The sequence below is a fragment of the Pseudomonas paracarnis genome, from assembly GCF_904063055.1.
In the GTDB taxonomy this organism is placed as follows: Bacteria; Pseudomonadota; Gammaproteobacteria; order Pseudomonadales; family Pseudomonadaceae; genus Aquipseudomonas; species Aquipseudomonas paracarnis.
Genome location: NZ_CAJFCN010000002.1, coordinates 145,797 through 165,290, shown reverse-complemented (window position 1 = coordinate 165,290; position 19,494 = coordinate 145,797). Strand labels below are relative to the sequence as shown.

The 19,494-nt window shown below is 61.5% G+C and carries 15 protein-coding genes; 4 read left to right on the top strand and 11 right to left on the bottom strand.

Annotation, left to right across the window (positions count from 1 at the left end; all coding sequences use genetic code 11):
• Positions 1-17 precede the first annotated feature (17 nt).
• Entirely contained in the window at positions 18-683 is a 666-nt protein-coding gene (locus JMV15_RS05335) for a polysaccharide lyase family 7 protein (RefSeq protein ID WP_014720275.1), read from the bottom strand.
• Positions 684-995: 312 nt separating this feature from the next.
• On the opposite strand from JMV15_RS05335, the gene JMV15_RS05330 reads away from it, so the two are divergent.
• The 3 genes from JMV15_RS05330 to JMV15_RS05320 are packed head-to-tail and all read left to right on the top strand — an operon-like array spanning position 996 to position 3,958.
• The gene (locus tag JMV15_RS05330) at positions 996-3,101 is read left to right on the top strand and encodes a putative bifunctional diguanylate cyclase/phosphodiesterase (protein WP_014720274.1); all 2,106 of its coding nucleotides are present in this window, start codon (positions 996-998) and stop codon (positions 3,099-3,101) included.
• 42 nt (positions 3,102-3,143) lie between these two features.
• Positions 3,144-3,644: a M48 metallopeptidase family protein gene (locus JMV15_RS05325; protein ID WP_014720273.1), complete on the top strand. Its 501-nt coding sequence runs from the start codon at positions 3,144-3,146 to the stop codon at positions 3,642-3,644.
• 17 nt (positions 3,645-3,661) lie between these two features.
• Positions 3,662-3,958 carry a winged helix-turn-helix domain-containing protein gene (locus JMV15_RS05320; protein WP_014720272.1) on the top strand — a complete coding sequence of 99 codons (297 nt, stop codon included), beginning with the start codon at positions 3,662-3,664 and terminating at the stop codon, positions 3,956-3,958.
• 98 nt (positions 3,959-4,056) lie between these two features.
• On the opposite strand, the gene JMV15_RS05315 is transcribed toward JMV15_RS05320, so the two are convergent.
• On the bottom strand, positions 4,057-4,509 hold the full coding sequence (locus tag JMV15_RS05315; protein ID WP_014720271.1) for a GNAT family N-acetyltransferase: 453 nt from the start codon (positions 4,507-4,509) through the stop codon (positions 4,057-4,059).
• A gap of 197 nt (positions 4,510-4,706) precedes the next feature.
• Between JMV15_RS05315 and JMV15_RS05310 the strand changes: the two genes are divergently transcribed.
• Complete coding sequence (locus JMV15_RS05310) at positions 4,707-5,444, top strand: substrate-binding periplasmic protein (protein ID WP_014720270.1); 738 nt, start codon at positions 4,707-4,709, stop codon at positions 5,442-5,444.
• Between the two features lie 106 nt (positions 5,445-5,550).
• Here the strand turns inward: JMV15_RS05310 and yccS are convergent, their stop codons facing one another.
• The 9 genes from yccS to betB form a co-directional block, all read right to left on the bottom strand.
• Positions 5,551-7,734, bottom strand: coding sequence for a YccS family putative transporter (gene yccS, locus JMV15_RS05305; RefSeq protein WP_019817463.1), 2,184 nt, complete (start codon positions 7,732-7,734; stop codon positions 5,551-5,553).
• A gap of 208 nt (positions 7,735-7,942) precedes the next feature.
• Complete coding sequence (locus tag JMV15_RS05300; RefSeq protein ID WP_038452265.1) at positions 7,943-9,121, bottom strand: BaiN/RdsA family NAD(P)/FAD-dependent oxidoreductase; 1,179 nt, start codon at positions 9,119-9,121, stop codon at positions 7,943-7,945.
• 150 nt (positions 9,122-9,271) lie between these two features.
• Positions 9,272-10,609 carry an ATP-dependent RNA helicase DbpA gene (gene dbpA, locus JMV15_RS05295; protein ID WP_229999345.1) on the bottom strand — a complete coding sequence of 446 codons (1,338 nt, stop codon included), beginning with the start codon at positions 10,607-10,609 and terminating at the stop codon, positions 9,272-9,274.
• 130 nt (positions 10,610-10,739) lie between these two features.
• Positions 10,740-12,167, bottom strand: coding sequence for a multidrug transporter subunit MdtD (gene mdtD / locus JMV15_RS05290; RefSeq protein ID WP_014720266.1), 1,428 nt, complete (start codon positions 12,165-12,167; stop codon positions 10,740-10,742).
• Positions 12,168-12,203: 36 nt separating this feature from the next.
• Positions 12,204-13,094 carry an alpha/beta fold hydrolase gene (locus tag JMV15_RS05285; RefSeq protein WP_014720265.1) on the bottom strand — a complete coding sequence of 297 codons (891 nt, stop codon included), beginning with the start codon at positions 13,092-13,094 and terminating at the stop codon, positions 12,204-12,206.
• Positions 13,095-13,166: 72 nt separating this feature from the next.
• The gene (locus tag JMV15_RS05280) at positions 13,167-14,483 is read right to left on the bottom strand and encodes a TldD/PmbA family protein (RefSeq protein WP_014720264.1); all 1,317 of its coding nucleotides are present in this window, start codon (positions 14,481-14,483) and stop codon (positions 13,167-13,169) included.
• A complete protein-coding gene (locus JMV15_RS05275; protein WP_014720263.1) occupies positions 14,483-15,925 on the bottom strand; it encodes a TldD/PmbA family protein in 1,443 nt (480 codons plus the stop codon). Before JMV15_RS05275 ends, JMV15_RS05280 begins: the two co-directional genes overlap by 1 nt.
• 215 nt (positions 15,926-16,140) lie before the next feature.
• Positions 16,141-17,844 carry a choline dehydrogenase gene (gene betA, locus JMV15_RS05270; protein ID WP_014720262.1) on the bottom strand — a complete coding sequence of 568 codons (1,704 nt, stop codon included), beginning with the start codon at positions 17,842-17,844 and terminating at the stop codon, positions 16,141-16,143.
• Positions 17,845-17,998: 154 nt separating this feature from the next.
• On the bottom strand, positions 17,999-19,471 hold the full coding sequence (betB, locus tag JMV15_RS05265; protein ID WP_014720261.1) for a betaine-aldehyde dehydrogenase: 1,473 nt from the start codon (positions 19,469-19,471) through the stop codon (positions 17,999-18,001).
• Between the last annotated feature and the right edge of the window lie 23 nt (positions 19,472-19,494).

The window sequence follows — 19,494 nt, the reverse complement described above, 5'->3', positions numbered from 1 at the left end:
GTGTCTCACGGGACGATTCACTCATGATCAATATCCAACTTCGCAAACGTCACCCGCGCGCCCTCATTGGTGTCGCCCGAATTGTCCTGCACGTACACCCCCGCCTTGAAGTACAACGGCTTGTCACCCCAGGCCGCGCCTATGCGTTCATTCCACTCACTGTCGGCGGCATACACGCTCAGCAGCCCGGCTTTGTTGAGGTTGATCACGTAGGTGAAGCTCTTCTGCAGCGGCACATTGGAGGCGACGATGATCACCTGGCTTTCGGCTTCGTCCGGGCGCATGCGCACTTTGGCGACGATGTTGCCGGTCTGGGTTTTCTCCTTGAATTGGTACTCCAGCTTGATCAACGGTTTCTGGCTGTCGTAGGCGTGGATCTGGCCGATCACGATCTTGCCGGAGGAGGGCACCTGGTTGACGGTGAGGGTGGCGCGCAGGAAGTTGTCGGCTTCGGGGTAGGTCCAGTTACGCAGGCGGCCGTCGGCGTAGGTTTCACGCAATTCGCTGCGTGGGTAGATGGCGTTTTCGGTGCGCGAGCCCGTCACAGGCGTCCAGAACTGCACATCGCTGCCTTCGGCCTGGAAGTATTGATCGTTGAAGCCGCTCATCAGCCTTGGCGTTTCAATGGTCGTGGGTGGGGAGCCGACCGGGATGCTCAGGTTCCAGGTGGAAAGGTCGATCATGGTGTTGGCCTTTTTACAGAGGGTGTAGGCATTGGCCCAAAGGGCCTTCCAGGTTCTTTATAGGCGGTGCGGGTGAGATTGTTAAACAATTGCTGGCAATTTATTGGCGTCAGAGGAATGCCAAAAAGCCATGTTGCCCGTGAACCGCGGGCTACAGGGCCTTACCGTTAGTCGGCTTCCTGGTCTTTGGCACAATGAGGGCACCCACGTCACTTCTGTTTTTTTGGCCGCGCGGCTAGAGTGAGCCCTCAGTGTTTATCCGGCCTTGGTAGCAAAAGTGACCGGTGCAGCTCCCTAAGGAAGAGACGTAGCATGGATGGCGCTCCGCAACACGACGATGCAATTTCGGTTCTGTTGGTGGTCGATGACTACCCGGAAAACCTCGTCAGCATGCGTGCGCTGTTGCAGCGTGACGACTGGCGGGTGATCACTGCTGCGTCTGGCCTGGAAGCCTTGGAGTTACTGCTGGCCCATGACGTCGACTTGGTGCTGCTGGACGTGCGCATGCCGGGCATGGACGGCTTTGAGGTCGCGCGCCTGATGCGGGGCAGCCAGCGCACGCGCATGACGCCGATTATCTTTCTGACCGCCACCGCCCATTCGCCCGACGCGGTGCTGGAAGGCTACGCCAGTGGGGCGATCGACTATCTGTTCAAGCCCTTTGACCCGCACATCCTCAAGCCCAAGGTGCAGGCGTTGCTCGAGCACCAGCGCAATCGCCGTGCCTTGCAGCGCCTGAGCCATGACCTGGAGTTGGCCCGCGCTTTTAATGCCTCGGTGCTGGATAACGCCGCCGAGGGCATTTTAGTGGTGAGCGAAAACAGTGTGATCGAGTACGCCAACCCGGCCATTTCCCGGCTGTTGAATGCGACGATGGCTGAGTTGCAGGGCGAGAGTTTCCTCAGTTTCCTGCAAAAGCCCCATGTGCCAGCCTGGTTGGGCTTCCCCATGTACGAGGCGTATCGCCGGGGCGAGACGTGGCGCCAACACGACGCCATTTTGCGTACCGGTCGGGGCCAGCAGGTGCCGGTAGCGTTGTCCTGCGCGCCCTTGCCTGTGGAGCAGAAGGCGATGGTGGTGACGGTGCTGGACATGTCCGAAGTACGGCATCTGCACCAGCAACTGGAGTTCCAGGCCGTGACCGACCCGTTGACCGGGCTGCTGAACCGGCGCGGTTTCCATCAGGCGATGGAGAATACGTTGCTGCGCAGCGAACGGAGCGAGCAGGCGCTGGTATTGCTGTACCTGGACCTGGATGGCTTCAAGCGGGTCAACGATACGTTGGGCCATGACGCCGGGGATCGCGTGCTGCGTTGGGTTTCGGAGCAAATGCAGGCGTGCCTGCGTTCCTACGACATTCTGGGGCGCATGGGCGGGGATGAATTCACCGCGTTGCTGGAGCTGGAGTTTCCCGAACAGGCGGCGAAGATCGCGGAAAAGCTCATCGAGCGGGTTTCTGTGTGCCAGCAGGTCGATGGGCTGGAGGTGATGCTTGGGGTCAGTATCGGCATCGCGACCTTCCCGGATTGCGGCTCGGACTTGAGCGGCCTGCTGCGGGCGGCGGATATTGCCATGTACGAAGCCAAGCGCGCCGGCCGTCAGCAGTATCGTTACTACGACCAGGAAATGAACGGCCGCGCCCGCTCGCGGTTGATGCTGGAAGACAGTGTGCGTACCGCCATTGCCAACAAGGACTTCACCTTGGTGTACCAGCCTCAGGTTTGCCTGGAAGACGGGCGTTTGCGCGGCGTCGAAGCGCTGTTGCGTTGGCAGCATCCCAGCGTCGGCGATGTGCCGCCGGGCCTGTTCTTGCCGCTGCTGGAAGAGGCGCGGTTGATCAACCAGTTGAGTGCCTGGATCTACCAGCAAGTCGCTGCCCAGCGCCAGGCCTGGCAAGCCACCTTCGACCCCGAACTGGTGTTGAGCGTGAGCCTGAGCAGCAGCCAGTTCAACATGCCCAACCTGGCCAACCAACTGCAGCAGATGCTGGAACGGCATGGGTTAGAGGGGCGGCAACTGGAGGTGGAAATCGGCGAGGACTGCTTGATGAGTAATCTTGCCGAGTCTACCAAGCAACTCCAGTTACTACGCCGGATCGGGGTGCGGATTGCCCTGGACGACTTTGGCTGCGGCCAGTGCTCCCTGGCCCATTTGCGCGACCTGGCATTCGATACCCTCAAGCTTGACCCTCAATTAGTGGCGCGCCTGCCTGGCTCGGCGCGGGATGGGGCGATGGCGCGCAGCATCATCCAACTGTGTGAGCATTTTGGTGTGCTGGTGATCGCCGAAGGCGTGGAGACCCTTGAGCAAACACAGTGGCTAAAGGCCAATGGCTGCGCGTATATCCAGGGGCCGTGGGCGGCGCTGCCGTTGATGGCCGAAGACGTTGCCGGCTGGTCTTACCCTCGCGCGCTTTGAATTCGCTACACTGGCGCCCGTCCCAATTGCGTTGCAGAGCCCATGACCGCGTTGAAATACCTCCAGGCCTATCCCGCCGCGCTCCAGGAGCAAGTGCGCCAACTGATCGCCAAGGACCAGTTGGGGGCTTACCTGGAACAGCGCTACCCCGAACGCCATGGGGTGCAGAGCGACAAGGCCCTGTACGCCTATGCCCTGGCCTTGAAGCAGGAGCACCTGCGTAACGCGCCGTCTATCGACAAGGTGCTGTTCGACAACCGCCTGGACCTGACCCATCGTGCCTTGGGTTTGCACACCACGATTTCCCGGGTGCAGGGCGGTAATCTCAAATCCAAGAAAGAGATTCGCATCGCGTCGCTGTTCAAGGAGGCGGCCCCGGAGTTTCTGCGCATGATCGTGGTACACGAGTTGGCTCACTTCAAGGAGTCGGACCACAACAAGGCGTTCTATAAACTCTGTCAATACATGATGCCGGGCTACCATCAGGTGGAATTCGACCTGCGTGTGTACCTCACCTGGCGCGATTTGCAGGGCAAGCCCTAACCCCAAGGCGACTGACCATGGATGTGAGCAAGACCAAAAGCAGCTTCTACCGCCGCCTGTACGTGGCGTACTTGATCGACAGCCAACTGGCCAGCAGCGTCCCGGCGCTGACCGAGGCCACCGGCATGCCTCGGCGTACCGCCCAGGACACCATTGCGGCGTTGGCCGACCTGGATATTGTGTGTGAGTTCGAGCAGGAGGACGGTGCGCGTCACCATGCCGGGCGCTATCGGATCCGGGACTGGGGGGCGATTGATCGGGGGTGGATCGAGGCTAATCTGGCGTCGATCAAGCAGGTGTTGGGCTATCCCTGAAGGTCGGCTTTGGCAGGACTGACGCTATCGCGGGCAAGCCCGGCTCCCACAGTTGAATGCGTTCCAATGTGGGAGCTGGCTTGCCTGCGATGGCGCGCTCAGAGGCGCCGCATACCAATATGTGGAATATCATCTTCCAGGTATTCCTCACCCGCCACCACAAACCCATACCGCCCGTAATACCCCTGCAAGTGCGCCTGGGCCGAGAGAAAAATCGGCGTTTGCGGCCAGATATCCTCAATACGCTCAAGCGCCTCTTCCAGCATTTGATGCCCCAGCCCGGTGCCCCGTGCCGCTGGCGAAACGATGACGCGGCCAATCACCACATCGCCGCCCTGGGTCTCCGGGTCCAGCAGCCGCAGGTAAGCCACCAGCTCGTTATCATTCCAGGCCATCAGGTGGTGGGTGTCCCCCGCCAGGTCCTGCCCGTCGATGTCCTGATACGCGCATTTCTGCTCGACGACGAATACCTCGCTGCGCAAGCGCAGGACGGCATACAGCTGGTCCTTGCCCAAGTCGTCGTGATGTTTGCAAACCCAATCAACCGTCATGATGTGTGCTCTTATAAAGACGTGCCTGGATAGTAAGCGTGACGGGCGCCGCTGTCTAAAATTGACAAATGTGTGAATGGCGTCAATTTGCCATCATTCAGTGCGTGCGCCGTTGGCTTCTTTGTGTAATCTGCAATGCAAGCTTATTGATGAGCTACTGTTATCAGGCCACCGCCTGCCCGCCAAGGACTTTGAGCATGCCGCGATTGACTCGTGCCGTTGCTTTGATCGCAGTGCTGCTACTGGCCCAACCAGTGCTGGCACAGCGTCTGCGTCTGGTGGCGGATGGCTGGCCGCCATTCACCGATGCCACCTTGATCAATGGCGGCTTGGCCACGGATATCGTCAGCACGGCCCTGGCCCGTGCGGGGTACGCGAGTGATTTTGAACAGGTGCCTTGGGCTCGTGCGCTCAAGGGCGTGGGCGATGGGCGCTACGATGTGCTGATCAACGCCTGGTACGACGAGGCCCGCACGCAGTTTGGCCAATTTTCTGCTGAGTACCTGCTTAACCGTGTGCGCTTTCTCAAGCGCAGCGACGATGACATCGTTTATCAGAACCTGGCCCGACTGCACGACGAGACCATCGCCGTGGTACGCGGTTACGCTTACTCGGCTGCGTTCGATCAAGACACCCAGCTACAGAAAGTACCGGTGCACAACTTCGCCATGGCGGTGCGCATGCTCGCGGCGCGGCGTGTGCGGTTGACGCTGGAAGACGAATACGTAGCGCGCTATTACCTGGCTCGGGAGTCGCCGCGGGTGCGCAATGCCGTGGCGTTTGTGGGCAAGCCGTTGAGCGAGAACAGCCTGCATATTCTGGTCAGTTTGAAGAACCCCGAGCATGCGCAAATCGTTGCCAGCTTTGATCGGGAGATTGCCAGGATGAAGGCTGATGGCAGTTATGCGCGCTTGATGAAGGCGCATGGGATGTAGCGTGCTTGCGGGCCTCATCGCGGGCCAGCCCGGCTCCCACATTTTGCCCGCATTCTTATATTGGAACTCGGTCAAATGTGGGAGCTGGCTTGCCTGCGATAGCGGTCTAAGCCGCGCCGGTCTCCTTGATCAGATGCGCCGCCAACGTACGCAACGGCCCCAACTGCCGGCAAATCAACGCCAACTGCGTCTGCACCAACCGCTGCGCCTCATCGATCTCATCGGGCATTTGCTCCAGCTCGGCCGCCAACCCTTCCTCGGCATCACTCTGGATCGCAATCGGCTGTTTATTGGCCAGGCCGGTGGCGATCTCATCGATGCTCGTCGCCAGGCTGTTGCCCGCGCCTTCGATCAAGTGCTCGCGTACGTCGGTCGGTAGCTGAGTATCGCGGTGTGCACCCAATCCGGATAAGTAGCTGAGCAAGGTGTGAGACAGCACCAGGAAGCGGAAGCCCACGTCGGCTTCCTTACGGAAGTGCCCCGGCTCCATCAGCATATTCGCCAGGGTGGTGGACAACGCGGCATCGGCGTTGTGGGCGTTGCGGCGGGCCAGGCGGTAAGCCAGGTCGTCACTCTTGCCGGCGGCGTATTGCTGCATGATCTGGCGCAGGTAGATGCTGTTGCAGGTCAGGGTGTTGGCCAGCACTTTGTTCAAGCGTCGGCCTTGCCAGTCCGGCAAAAACAGGAACACCGCCAGGCCCGCGATCAGGCTGCCGAGCAAGGTATCGAACAGGCGCGGCAGGAACAGCCCGTAGCCATCGCCCACTTGGTTGAAGCAGAACAGCACCATCAGGGTGATCGCCGCCGTCGCCAGTGTGTAGCGGGTGGTGCGGTTGATAAAGAACACCAGGCCTGCGGCGATAGCGAACATCGACTGCACCACTGGGTTGGGGAACAGATCAAACAGCGCCCAGGCCACGGTGAGGCCGATGGCGGTGCCGATGATCCGCTGGCCGAGTTTGCGCCGGGTGGCGCCGTAGCTAGGTTGGCACACGAACAGGGTGGTGAGGATGATCCAGTAGCCCTGAGACGCGTGAATGGCGTGCAGGGTGGCGTAGCCGACGGTCAACGCCAGGGACAGGCGCAGGGCGTGGCGAAACAGCAGCGAGGTGGGCGTCAGTTGGGTGCGCAGGCGCGTCCACATTTCCTTGAGGTTGCGCGGGGCGCGGTCCAGCAGGTTACTGTCGGTGGCGTCCGCCAGGGCATCGGGGTTGCTGGCGTCGCCCAGCAGGCGGTCGAGGGTGGACAGGTTGGCCGCCAGGGCGCGCAAGGAGCGCAGCAGGCCACGCCAGGCCGGGTTGCTCTGGATGCGCAGGTGCTCCAGGGACGCGTTGAGGTCGCCCAGGGCTTGGGCAAAGCTGTCGTCATAGATGAACGGTTGGCGCAGTTGGATCGACTCAGCCAGGGTCTGGCAGGCCTTGCCTTGCTGGCGCAGCAAGCGCTGGCAGCGAAACAGCACATCGCTATGGAAGAAGGCTTCAGTGAGGGCGTTGTAGGGGTAGTGGGAGGAACTGGCGCGCTCGTGGATGTCCTGGGCCAGGAAATACAGTTTCAGGTAGCGGCTGACCTTCGAGCCCGGTCGGCCATTGCCGACGCGGTGCAGGATGATTTCCTTCGCGGCATTCAGTGCAGCCACTACTCGGCCATTTTGCTGGGCCAATTCCAGGCGTCGCGCTTCCACATCCAGCTGCCGGATCGGTTCGAACAACGATGACTTGAGCTTGAGGTAACGCCCCAGCTCGCGGAACAACCGCGCCAGGCTCTGCTGCACCGGCTGGTTGGAAAACAGCGCCTGCCACAGCACGGACAGCACGCCGTACCAGGCGGCACCGGCGACCAGCAGCAACGGCTCATGCCAGAAATCCGTGACGGCGCCGCCGCGCTGGTCCACGCCGATCATGGTGTAGACCGACAGAATCAAGGTGGCCGAGGCAATCGCGCCATAGCGTTCGCCCAGTGCGCCGAGCATGGTCAGGCCGAAACTGGCCACGGCCAGGGCGACGGCAAATATCCAGGGGTAGGGGAACAGCAGTTCTACCGACAGCGCGGCGATGCTGAAACACACCAGTGTCACCGCCAGCGCATTGAGACGGCCTTGCCAGCTGTCATCGGTCTCGGCTAGGGCGCTGGCGATAATCCCCAGGAACAGCGGGATCAGCAGCGTCATTTCATCCTGGTACCAACACAATGCCATGCTGCCGGTGAGGGCGATGAACACCCGTACGCTGTAGCTGAATTTATCCAGCGCCCACAGGCGCCGCATGGACTGCTTGAACGAGGTCGATGACATGAAGTCTGGAGTCTTCCGGGACGTTGTCGCTAAATTGAGCCAGTAATGACGCCACGGCAAGCGTGGCGATCACATCGGACAGCAAAATTTTCAGGATCACTGCAAAACCAATGTGGGAGCTGGCTTGCCTGCGATAACGATGTGGGATTCACTGCCGCTATCGCAGGCAAGCCAGCTCCCACAGGGGGATTGCATCTCAAGGTGCACATCAGGCGTATTGCGCGGCCGCGTAGCCCGAGGCCCAGGCCCACTGGAAGTTGAACCCGCCCAGGTGGCCGGTCACATCCAGCACTTCGCCGATGAAGTACAGGCCGGGGCTTTTCAGCGATTCCATGGTCTTGGACGACACTTCCCGCGTATCCACCCCGCCCAATGTCACCTCGGCAGTGCGATAACCCTCGGTGCCGGCCGGTACCAGTTGCCAGCTCCCCAGCTTTTGCGCGATATCGGCCATTTCAGCGTGGGTGTACTGCTTCATCGGCTTGGATTCGAACCAGCTTTGGGCCAGCAGGTTGGCCATCTTCTTGGTGAAGATCTCGCCCAGCAGGGTTTTCAACTCGCTGTTGGGGTGTTCGGCCTGTTGCTGTTGCAGCCAGGCATGGGCGTCGTGGTCGGGCAGCAGGTTGATTTCCACCGTGTCGCCGGGGTGCCAATACGAGGAAATCTGCAAGATCGCCGGCCCGCTCAGGCCGCGATGGGTGAACAGGATGTTCTCGCGAAAACTCTGGCCGTTGCAGCTCACCAGGCAGTCGACCGAGGTGCCGGACAACTCGCCGCACAACTCCTTGAGCTGGTCGGTGATGGTGAACGGCACGAGCCCGGCGCGGGTTGGCAGCAGTTCATGGCCGAATTGCCTGGCCACTTGGTAACCGAAACCGGTGGCGCCCAGCGTCGGGATCGACAAACCGCCCGTGGCGATCACCAGGGATTCACAGCGCAGTTCACCCAGGGTGGTTTGCAGTTGATAGCCGCTTTCGAGCTTGGCGATTGCCTCGATGGAGGTGCCCAGGTGCAGGCTCACGCCGGTCTGGATGCACTCGTCGAGCAGCATGCCGAGGATGTCGCTGGACTTGTTGTCGCAGAACAGCTGGCCGAGTTTCTTCTCGTGGTACGGCACGCCGTGCTTGGCCACCAGCCCGATAAAATCCCACTGTGTATAACGGGCCAGGGCCGATTTGCAGAAGTGCGCGTTGTGCGAGAGGAAGTTGGCCGGCTCGGTGTACATGTTGGTGAAGTTGCAGCGGCCGCCACCGGACATCAGGATTTTCTTGCCGGCCTTGTTGGCGTGGTCGATCAACATCACCTTGCGCCCACGCCCGGCGGCGGTCAGCGCGCACATCAAGCCTGCGGCGCCGGCGCCAATGATCACAACTTCGGTCGAGCGCACAGCCATGTCCTCACAAAACTATTGATTTGAAATGCCATCAACCCTGTGGGAGCTGGCTTGCCTGCGATAGCGGTAGTGGATTCACCGTCGCTATCGCAGGCAAGCCAGCTCCCACATTCATTCGGTTCCTGTAATGGGAACTCGGTGTTATTACAAAATGCGCACGCGCAGCGAACGGCCTTTGATCTTGCCGTCATTCAAACGCTGCAACGCCTGCTTGGCGATGCCGCGTTCCACGGCCACGAAGGCCTGGAAATCAAAGATAGCGATCTTGCCGACCTGGGCACCCGGAATGCCGGCTTCACCGGTCAATGCGCCGAGGATGTCGCCTGGGCGAACCTTGTCCTTACGCCCGGCAGCGATGCACAGGGTGCTCATCTGCGGCAACAGCGGGCCACCGCTTTGCGGCTTGAGGTTGTCCAGTTGGTCCCAGTTCAGCGGCGACTTCTGCAGTTGCTCAATGGCCTGGGCGCGGTGGGCTTCGGACGGCGCCACCAGGCTGATGGCGATACCAGTCTCACCGGCACGGCCGGTACGGCCTACACGGTGGATGTGAATTTCCGAGTCGCGGGCCAGTTCGACGTTGATCACCATGTCCAGGGCGTCGATGTCCAGGCCACGGGCGGCGACGTCGGTGGCCACCAGCACCGAGGTGCTGCGGTTGGCAAACATCGCCAGTACCTGGTCACGGTCGCGCTGTTCCAGGTCACCATGCAGGCCAACAGCGGAAATGCCCTTGGACGTCAGGTGGTCGACGGTTTCCTGCACTTGCTGCTTGGTAAAGCAGAACGCCACGCACGAAGCCGGGCGGAAGTGCGCCAGCACCTTGGTCACGGCGTCCATGCGCTCTTCCGGGGAGATCTCGTAGAAGCGTTGTTCGATCTGGTCGTCGGAGTGGAACGCTTCGGCTTTCACTTGCTGAGGCGCACGCATGAACTTGGAGGCCAGTTGCTTGATGCTCACCGGGTAGGTGGCCGAGAACAGCAGGGTCTGGCGGCGCGGTGGGGTCTTGCTGATGATGTCTTCGATGGCGTCGTAGAAGCCCATGTCGAGCATGCGGTCGGCTTCGTCGAGAATCAGGGTGTTCAAGCCGTCCAGCACCAGAGAACCTTTACGCAGGTGCTGCTGGATGCGTCCCGGGGTGCCGACGATAACGTGGGCGCCATGCTCCAGGGAGGCGATCTGCGGGCCGAGGGACACGCCGCCGCACAGGGTCAGTACCTTGATGTTGTCTTCGGCACGGGCCAGGCGGCGGATTTCTTTGGCGACCTGGTCGGCCAGCTCACGGGTCGGGCACATCACCAGCGCCTGGCAACCGAAGTAGCGCGGGTTGATCGGGTTCAACAAGCCGATGCCGAAGGCGGCGGTCTTGCCGCTGCCGGTCTTGGCCTGGGCAATGAGGTCCAGCCCTTTGAGGATCACCGGCAAGCTTTGCGCCTGGATCTGCGTCATCTCGACGTAACCCAGCGAGTCGAGGTTAGCCAGCATGGCGGCGGACAGGGGCAAAGTATTAAAAGCGGTGGCGATGGTAGTCACGGGACTGGCTCTGCAAAACAAAATGTCGCGCAGTGTACCAGTCTCGTGGGATTTTCCTCGCAAGTTCTCGACGAGACGCCCGTTAGTGCTCGATATCGTGCTCGCGGCTGACCACCCGTTTGCCGTCTTTAGGCGACAGTTGCAGGAAGATCGCCGCCGCCAGCATCGCCATGATGCCCACGGTGAGGAAGGTCAGCTGGAACGCGCCGAGGACACTTTCCACACCGTCATTGCCGGCCTCGGCAGTAAACCCGCCAAGCAACGCGCCGGCACAGGCCACGCCGAGGCTGAGGGACAGCTGCGCCACCACCGACAGCAAGCTGTTGCCGCTGCTGGCCTGGGCGTCGTCGAGGTCGATCAGGGTGACGGTGTTCATCGCGGTAAATTGCAGGGAGTTGATGGCCCCCAGTACCGCCAGCATGGCCAACAGCAGCGGGTAGGGCGTTTGTTCGCTGACCAGGCCCATGCTCGCCAGCATCAGGCCCAGGGCCAGGGTGTTGCCGGTCAGGACGATGCGGTAGCCGAGGCGCTCGATAAGCGGGCGCGCGATGGATTTGGCGAACATTGCCGCCGCCGCCAGCGGCAGCATGCTCATGCCGGCTTCTGACGGCGAATAGCCCAGCGCCACTTGTAACAGCAGCGGCACCAGGAACGGCAAGGCGCCGCTGCCCAGGCGCGCAAACAGATTGCCCAGGATCCCCACGGCAAAGGTGCGCGTCTTGAACAGCACCGGCGAGAACAGCGGGTTATCGATATGCCCGGCGCGCAGCCAGTACGCCGCCAGGCAGGCGAACCCGCCGAACAGCAGCAATATCACGCGCAGGTGTGGCAGATGCAGTTCGCCCAGGCCCTCCATGGCGATAGTGATCAACACCATCGCCGCGCCGAACAGCAGAAAGCCCAGGCCGTCGAAGCGCGTGCGCTCGCTGCCGCGCAGGTCGGGGATGAATTTCCACACGGCGTAGCAGCCGATCATGCCCACCGGCAGGTTGATCAGGAAGATCCAGTGCCAGGTCAGGTATTGCACCATCCAGCCGCCCATTGTCGGGCCAAGCAAGGGGCCGAGCAGGCCTGGAATTGTGATGAAGCCCATGATCCGCACCAGCTCGGAGCGTGGATAAGCCCGTAGTACCACCAGCCGCCCGACCGGCAGCATCAGCGCACCGCCCAGGCCCTGGATCACCCGTGCGCCCACCAGCATGCTCAAGCTACTGGACAGCGCACACAGCAGCGACCCGATGCTGAACAGCATGATCGCGCCAAAGAAAATCTTCTTGGTGCCAAAGCGGTCAGCGATCCAGCCCGACGCCGGAATCAGCAAGGCAACGGTGAGCATGTAGGCGATCACCACCCCTTGCATGCGCAGCGGGTTTTCCGCGAGGTCCTGCGCCATGGCCGGTAGCGCGGTGTTGAGAATCGTCCCGTCCAGCGACTGCATGAAGAAGGCAATCGCTACCACCCAGGGGAGCCAGCGGGCGGTCTTGGCATCGAGAGGGGCACGATTCGGCATGGGATCCCTTTTAATTAGCAGGCTATGTGTCGGCGATTATGCGCCATCCGTCGCGCCTTTTCCCACCGGCGGTTCGTCTATAGCTGACAATGTCACATGTTCGCCCACCAGGAAATCCAGCAACGCCCGATGCACTGCCAGCGCGGATTCGCGGGACTCCAGGTCGAGCAGATGGCCGGTGTGTTCGGCCACCGCAAAGCTGCTGCGGCCTACGTAGTGTTTGAACAGCTGGGCCTCGTCGGCCGGCGTGTATTCGTCCAGTGCGCCGTTGAGAAAGTGCACCGGTGTTTCAATCTGCTTGAGCGCCGGCAGGTAATTGCCATCACCCAAGGCCAACACTTGATGGATATGAAAGCGCGCCTGGCGGTACTCGGTGGTGGCCATGGTCGACAGGTGCCGATGGTTGTTGCGCTTGAGGCGCGGCGACAGGTATTTGCCAACCGTTTCGTTGAGCAGATGGCCGACCGCCGACTTGTCATCGGCCTCGATCAGCACACGCACACGCTCGACATACTCCAGCATCGCCTGGTTGAGGTTGGGCGCCAGCGCCATCACCACCGAGCTTTCGATGGAGGGCGGGTTATGCGCCAGGGTCAACAGCGTGGAGATGCCGCCCCAGGAGGCCGAGACTAGATGGTTGACCTCAAAGCGATCCACCAAGGCACGCAGGATTTGCACCTCGTCGTCCTTGGTGACCAGGTCGAGTTCGGTGTTGTGCTCGCGTGACAAGCCAGAGAAGGGCAAGTCGAACAGCAGCACATTGAAGTGCTCGGCCAGGCATTTGCTGGTGCGGGCAAAGGAGCGCGTGGTGGATAACGCGCCATTGACCATCAGTACGGTTTTTCTATGTGGGTCGTTACCCAATTGCTCCACGTGAACGTTGTATTGCTTGAACAGTTTTTCTATGACGAAACTTCCATGGTTCATCTCAAGACTCCAGCTTGCCCAGTCCAGGCAAGGTCATGCATCACGTGCAGGTACGTGGGCGGGTGGCAAGATTTATAAGGTCAGGGTCAAACGCTTGATCAAGGCTCCCGGCAATAGATTGGAGGCAGTATTACGCTGGCTGTAGGTACTGGGCGACAGCAGCAGTTCTCGATCAGTGGTCAACGCTTCAAGCTGTGAGCCAAGCAGGCTGTAAACACTGTCATCAAAGCGCATGGTGCTGACCGGTGCCTTGATTTCGCCATTCTCCACCCAGAAGGTCGCAAAGCGCGTCATGCCGGTCAGGCGCGCTGCCGGCAGGTCGGAGTAGTTCAGGTACCAGAGGTTGCTGATATACAGCCCTGTGCCCAACTGCTTGAGAATATCGGCCTGGGCCAGGTTTCCTGCGGCCATTTGCAAGGCGCTGGGCGACTCGTCGCTGCTGGCGCCGTTGGTGCTCAAGCCGTATTCGGCGGCGCTGCGAGAGTTGATCAACTGGCCCTCGGCCTTGCCTGCGTTGATCAGGGTGACATCCTTGCGCGGGTAGCCTTCAGTGGAAAACGCCTGGCTCAGGGAGCCGCTGATCTGCTCATCCACCGTCACCAGCGGGCTCAGTGACTGATCACCCGCGTACAGGCGTTGCAACGAACTGCCTTTGCTCGCGATGGCCTGGGCCGAAAAACCACCCCAGGTGATGATGCTGATGATTTCTTCCAGCGCTGCCGGCGCAAGGTAGGCGCGGTATTGGCCGGGTGCCAGGGTGTGGAGCGGGCGACCGAGAAACGCCAGTTGCTCACGGGCCTGTTGGAAACGGGCGGCGAATTCGGCGCTGTTCCAGGTGTGCCCGGCGTAGCTGGCTTTTACCGCTTCGCCATTGGCGTGGAACAGGCTGAAGTCGAAATTGAAGCTGTTAGCCCGGTGCCAGCCGAACGCCCCCGATGAGCTGGCGAAACCGCGGCTGATCGGGCCGGCGGCGTAGAAGCCAACCAGGTCCACGCCATCGGCGGCCCGGCTGATATCGTCCAGCACTTGGGCCAGTTCCGGCAGCGGGCGCAGCTGTTCGTTATGGTTGTGCCAGGCGTCGGGGTTCAGCAGCAGGTACGGGTCAGGCGGCAACAGCGGCAAGGTTTCGCGCAGTTGTTGCAGGCCATTCGCCAGGCGCTGGCGATCCAGCTGCGCCTCGCCGGACAGGGTGATACCCAGGTCGGCGTGGCGCCCATCGTTGATCAGCTTGAGGTTCAGGCTGGCCTGCTGTACCTGGCCGGCCTGGCGTACCTGCGCGTGGTTGAAGCGCACGAACTCGGACGCCTCATCCGCGTAGCCGAGGTGAAAGTGTTCTTGATCGGTGACCGCCTGCTTGAGCCAGTCCACCAGTGCCTTGAAATGGTTCATCAGGCATCGCCCCCAAATACATCCACATTGCTGAATACACAGGCCGGCGACGCATGGCCGACACGGATCACCTGGTTGGGTTCGCCCTTGCCGCAGTTCGGCGTGCCCAAGACCTTGAAGGTGCTGGCGTCGCCTACCGCGCTGAGCTTGCGCCAGAACTGCGCAGAAATCGCCCGGTAGTTGGGGTTCTTCACCACGCCCTTGAGCTCGCCGTTTTCGATCAACTGGCCCCACTCGCAGCCGAACTGGAACTTGTTGCGCGCATCGTCGATGGACCACGAGCGGTTGGTCGACATCAGGATGCCGCTCTCAATGCCGCCCACCAATTGCGCGAGGCTTTTATCCCCAGGCTCGATATTCAGGTTGGCCATGCGGTCGATGGGTGCACGGTTCCAGCTGCAGGCGCGGCTGTTGGCGACGCCTGGCAGGTTGGCGCGAAATTGCGATAAGGCCCCGCCCAAGGGCTTGAGCAGCAGGCCTTCGCGAATCAGAAATTGCTTGCTGGCAGGCGTGCCGTCGTCGTCATGAGCGTAGCTGGCAAGCTGTTCGGGGATGTTCGGGTCGAAGGTGACGTTGAGCAGCGGCGAGCCATATTGCAGGTGGCCGAAATCGCTGGCTTTCACAAAACTGGTGCCGGCGTAATTGCGCTCGTCACCGAGGATGCGATCCAGCTCCAGCGGATGGCCGATGGACTCGTGGATCTGCAGGATCATCTGGTCGGGCATCAGCAGCAGGTCACGCGGGCCGTGGGGCGTATTCGGTGCGAGCAGCAATTGCAGGGCTTCGTCGGCCACCTTGCGGGCGGCGCCCACCAGGCCAAAACGCTGGATCACCCCGGCACTGCCTTGCTGGCCGAAGTTGGTACCGCCCAGGGTACGGGTCTGGCTGTCGTTGCCGTCGAAGGCGGTCACACTCAGGCCCGGAAAGACAAAGCGCTGGGCCTGACGCAATTGGGCGCCGGCGCTGTTGAGGTAGATCTGTTCAACCCGCGTGGTCCCCAGGCTGACTTCCCAGCTCACCAGGCGCTCATCCTTGGGCACGGCGGCGGACTCATCGCCGAGCAATTGGTAGCAGTCGCTCAGGGACGGGAAGGGCTGGTCGAGGTCGGGCGACAGGTAGTCGGCGACGTCGCTGGACACCGGTTGCTGGTGCAGGTCGAGCAGGGCGTGGGGCTTGATAAGCCTGGCTTGTTGTTCAGCGCGCTCAAGGGCGGCTTGCAGGCCGGCAAGGGAAATATCGTTGGTCGCGGCGTAGGCTTCCACGCCGTTGAGACGCACGGTAAGCATGGCGCCTTCGTCGTGGCCCAGGTGAGGCGGCTCGGCGACGTTCTTGCGTACCGACAGGTACTGGCCGGATTCGCGCACGTAGCGCAGGGAGAAAAATTCGGCGGTGGTGCGCAGGGCACCGAAGTGTTTCTTGAGCGTGGCGTGGTGTTCGAACATGGGGCCTTCCTTGTGGGCGGCTCGGCGCGGGCAGGCAAACAGAGTAGGCCTGGGCGAGGAGCTGATCAAGGAAAGTGTCGGCGGGTAATTTTGCGGTGTCTGGTCGGGCCTCATCGCGGGCAAGCCCGGCTCCCACAGTTGACCGAGTTGTTCAGGCGAACTCGGTCAACTGTGGGAGCTGGCTTGCCTGCGACGCAGGCGCCGCGGTGCTGGAGTTACTGCGCCAACGGCCCCACTTCACGCAACGGCTTGCCACGCACCGGCGCATCGCCTGCCACGTAGTAATCCGCAGTGCTGCGCGGCAGCGGCTTGCGGCCACGGATCTTGTCGGCGATTTTCTCGGCGATCATGATCGTTGGCGCGTTCAGGTTGCCGGTGGTGATGATCGGCATGATCGAGGCATCGACCACCCGCAAGCCCTGCATACCATGTACGCGGCCTTCGCCATCGACTACGGCCATCTCGTCGGTGCCCATCTTGCACGAGCAGGACGGGTGGAACGCGGTCTCGGCGTGCTCGCGGATGAACTTGTCCAACTGCTCATCGGTTTGCACTTCGATACCCGGGCTGATTTCGCGGCCACGGTACGGGTCCAGTGCCGGCTGCTGCATGATTTCACGGGTCAGGCGGATGCCGTCGCGGAACTCCTGCCAGTCCTGCTCGGTGGCCATGTAGTTGAAGAGGATGCTCGGGTAGTCCCGTGGGTTCTTCGACTTCAGCTGGATACGGCCACGGCTTGGCGAACGCATGGAGCCCATGTGCGCCTGGAAACCGTGCTCTTTCACACCGTTGCTGCCGTTGTAGTTAATCGCCACCGGCAGGAAGTGGTACTGGATGTTCGGCCACTCGAACTCTTCGCGGGTACGAATGAAACCGCCCGCTTCGAACTGGTTGCTGGCGCCGATGCCGGTGCCGTTGAACAGCCATTCGGCACCAATTGCCGGCTGGTTGTACCAGAGCAGCGACGGGTACAGCGACACTGGCTGGGTGCACGCGTATTGCAGGTACAGCTCAAGGTGGTCCTGCAGGTTTTCACCCACGCCCGGCAGGTCGTGGACCACCGGGATATCGAGGCTTTCCAGCAGTTTGGCCGGGCCGACACCGGAGCGTTGCAGCAGTTGCGGCGAAGCGATTGCGCCGCTGCACACCAGCACTTCTTTGCGCGCACGGGCTTCAACACGCTCTTCGGCGGCGCCGATCAGGTAACGCACACCGACCGCACGCTTGCCTTCGAACAACACTTTGTCAGTGAGGGCATGGGTGACGATGGTCAGGGTCGAACGCTTTTTAGCCGTGTCCAGGTAACCGCGTGCGGTGCTGGCGCGACGGCCGTTCGGCGTGACGGTACGGTCCATCGGGCCGAAGCCTTCTTGCTGGTAGCCGTTCAAGTCTTCGGTACGTGGGTAACCGGCCTGTACGCCCGCTTCAACCATGGCGTGGAACAGCGGGTTGTTGCCCGCTTTCGGCGTGGTCACGCTGACTGGGCCATCGCCACCGTGCCAATCGTTGGGGCCGATGTCGCGGGTTTCGGCTTTGCGGAAATACGGCAGGCAGTCCAGGTAGGTCCAGTCTTCCAGGCCCGGCAGCTTCGACCAGTTGTCGTAGTCCATGGCGTTGCCGCGGATGTAGCACATGCCGTTGATCAGGGAAGAGCCACCCAGGCCCTTGCCGCGCCCGCATTCCATCCGGCGGCCGTCCATGTGTGGCTCTGGATCGGTTTCGTAGGCCCAGTTGTAGCGGCGGCCTTGCAGCGGGAAGGCCAGGGCGGCTGGCATCTGGGTGCGGAAGTCGAGGCGGTAGTCGGGGCCACCGGCTTCCAGCAGCAAAACGGTGACGCCTTCGTCTTCGGTCAGACGGGTCGCCAGGGTGTTACCGGCAGAGCCGGCACCCACAATGATGTAATCGTATTCTTGGGACATGAATGTACCCTCTTTGAAGTGTGGTCAGGTCTGGCGAGTGCTTAGCACTCGATCGCAGGCAAACCAGCTCCCACATTTGATCGGGTTCACACAGAACAAATGTGGGAGCCGGGCTTGCCCGCGATGGCCTCACGGGCAATACAAGGCTCGGGTGTTAGAACACCGAGGCGTAATCGCCCAATTCAACCTGTACCGATTTGATGCGGGTGAAGTTGTTCAGCGAGCTGATGCCGTTCTCACGGCCCACGCCCGACTGCTTGTAGCCGCCAACCGGCATCTTCGCGTCGGACTCGCCCCAGGCGTTGATCCAGCAGATACCGGCTTCCAGTTGATGAATCACGCGGTGGGCGCGGTTCAGGTCCTTGGTGACCAGGCCAGCGGCCAGGCCGAAGTCGGTGTCGTTGGCGCGGCGGATCACTTCTTCTTCGGTTTCGTAGGTGAGGATGCTCATCACCGGGCCGAAGATTTCTTCACGCACGATCACCATGTCATCGGTGCAGTCGGTGAACACGGTCGGAGCCACGAAGGCGCCTTTGGCGAAGTCACCCTCGGTCAGGCGGTCGCCGCCGCACAGCAGACGGGCGCCTTGCTCTTTGCCTTTGGCGATGTAGCCCAGCACGCTTTCCATGTGGGCGAAGCTGACCAGCGGGCCGAAGTTGGTGTTTTCGTCTTCCGGGTTGCCGATGCGAATACGCGCCACACGCTCAACGATCTTGGCTTCGAACGCGGCTTGCAGGTGCTTGGGCACGAACACGCGGGTGCCGTTGGTGCAGACCTGACCGGAGCTGTAGAAGTTGGCCATCATGGCGGTGTCGGCGGCGCGGTCGAGGTCGGCATCGTCGAAAATGATCAGCGGGGACTTGCCGCCCAGCTCCATGGTCACGTCCTTGAGCGAGGAACTCGACGCGCTGGCCATGACTTTCTTGCCGGTGTCGGTGCCGCCGGTGAAGGAGACTTTTTCGATGCGTGGGTGCTCGGTCAGCCAGGTGCCGACTTCACGGCCGCTGCCGGTCAGTACGTTGAACACGCCCGCTGGAACGCCAGCCTCGGTGTAGATCTCGGCCAGTTTCAGAGTGGTCAGCGAGGTGACTTCGCTTGGCTTGAAGATCATCGCGTTACCGGCGGCCAGGGCCGGTGCGGATTTCCACAGGGCGATCTGGATCGGGTAGTTCCACGCGCCAATACCGGCAACCACGCCCAGTGGCTCGCGGCGGGTGTAGACAAACGAGGTATCGCGCAGTGGGATCTGCTCACCTTCGATGGCAGGTACCAGGCCGGCGTAGTATTCCAGCACGTCAGCGCCAGTGACGATGTCGACGTACTTGGTTTCGGAGAAGGCTTTACCGGTGTCCAGGGTTTCCAGGGCAGCCAGTTCATCGTTGCGCTCGCGCAGGATGTCCACGGCACGACGCAGGATGCGCGAACGCTCCATGGCGGTCATGGCGGCCCAGATTTTCTGGCCTTTTTCAGCGCTGACCACGGCACGTTCAACGTCATCTTTGGTGGCGCGTTGCACTTGGGCGAGAACTTCACCGTTAGCCGGGTTGATGGCTTCGAAGGTGGCATCGCTGCCAGCGTCGCTGTAGCCGCCGTCAATGTAGAGTTTTTGCAGGTCGAAACGGGCCATAAAGTCCTCGCAAGTGCATAAGT

Excerpts from the sequence above, each read along its gene's own strand:
- JMV15_RS05335 (WP_014720275.1), bottom strand. The coding sequence starts at position 683 with ATGATCGACCTTTCCACCTGGAACCTGAGCATCCCGGTCGGCTCCCCA.
- JMV15_RS05330 (WP_014720274.1), top strand. The coding sequence starts at position 996 with ATGGATGGCGCTCCGCAACACGACGATGCAATTTCGGTTCTGTTGGTG.
- JMV15_RS05325 (WP_014720273.1), top strand. The coding sequence starts at position 3,144 with ATGACCGCGTTGAAATACCTCCAGGCCTATCCCGCCGCGCTCCAGGAG.
- JMV15_RS05320 (WP_014720272.1), top strand. The coding sequence starts at position 3,662 with ATGGATGTGAGCAAGACCAAAAGCAGCTTCTACCGCCGCCTGTACGTG.
- JMV15_RS05315 (WP_014720271.1), bottom strand. The coding sequence starts at position 4,509 with ATGACGGTTGATTGGGTTTGCAAACATCACGACGACTTGGGCAAGGAC.
- JMV15_RS05310 (WP_014720270.1), top strand. The coding sequence starts at position 4,707 with ATGCCGCGATTGACTCGTGCCGTTGCTTTGATCGCAGTGCTGCTACTG.
- yccS (WP_019817463.1), bottom strand. The coding sequence starts at position 7,734 with ATGTCATCGACCTCGTTCAAGCAGTCCATGCGGCGCCTGTGGGCGCTG.
- dbpA (WP_229999345.1), bottom strand. The coding sequence starts at position 10,609 with ATGCTGGCTAACCTCGACTCGCTGGGTTACGTCGAGATGACGCAGATC.
- mdtD (WP_014720266.1), bottom strand. The coding sequence starts at position 12,167 with ATGCCGAATCGTGCCCCTCTCGATGCCAAGACCGCCCGCTGGCTCCCC.
- JMV15_RS05285 (WP_014720265.1), bottom strand. The coding sequence starts at position 13,094 with ATGAACCATGGAAGTTTCGTCATAGAAAAACTGTTCAAGCAATACAAC.
- JMV15_RS05280 (WP_014720264.1), bottom strand. The coding sequence starts at position 14,483 with ATGAACCATTTCAAGGCACTGGTGGACTGGCTCAAGCAGGCGGTCACC.
- JMV15_RS05275 (WP_014720263.1), bottom strand. The coding sequence starts at position 15,925 with ATGTTCGAACACCACGCCACGCTCAAGAAACACTTCGGTGCCCTGCGC.
- betA (WP_014720262.1), bottom strand. The coding sequence starts at position 17,844 with ATGTCCCAAGAATACGATTACATCATTGTGGGTGCCGGCTCTGCCGGT.
- betB (WP_014720261.1), bottom strand. The coding sequence starts at position 19,471 with ATGGCCCGTTTCGACCTGCAAAAACTCTACATTGACGGCGGCTACAGC.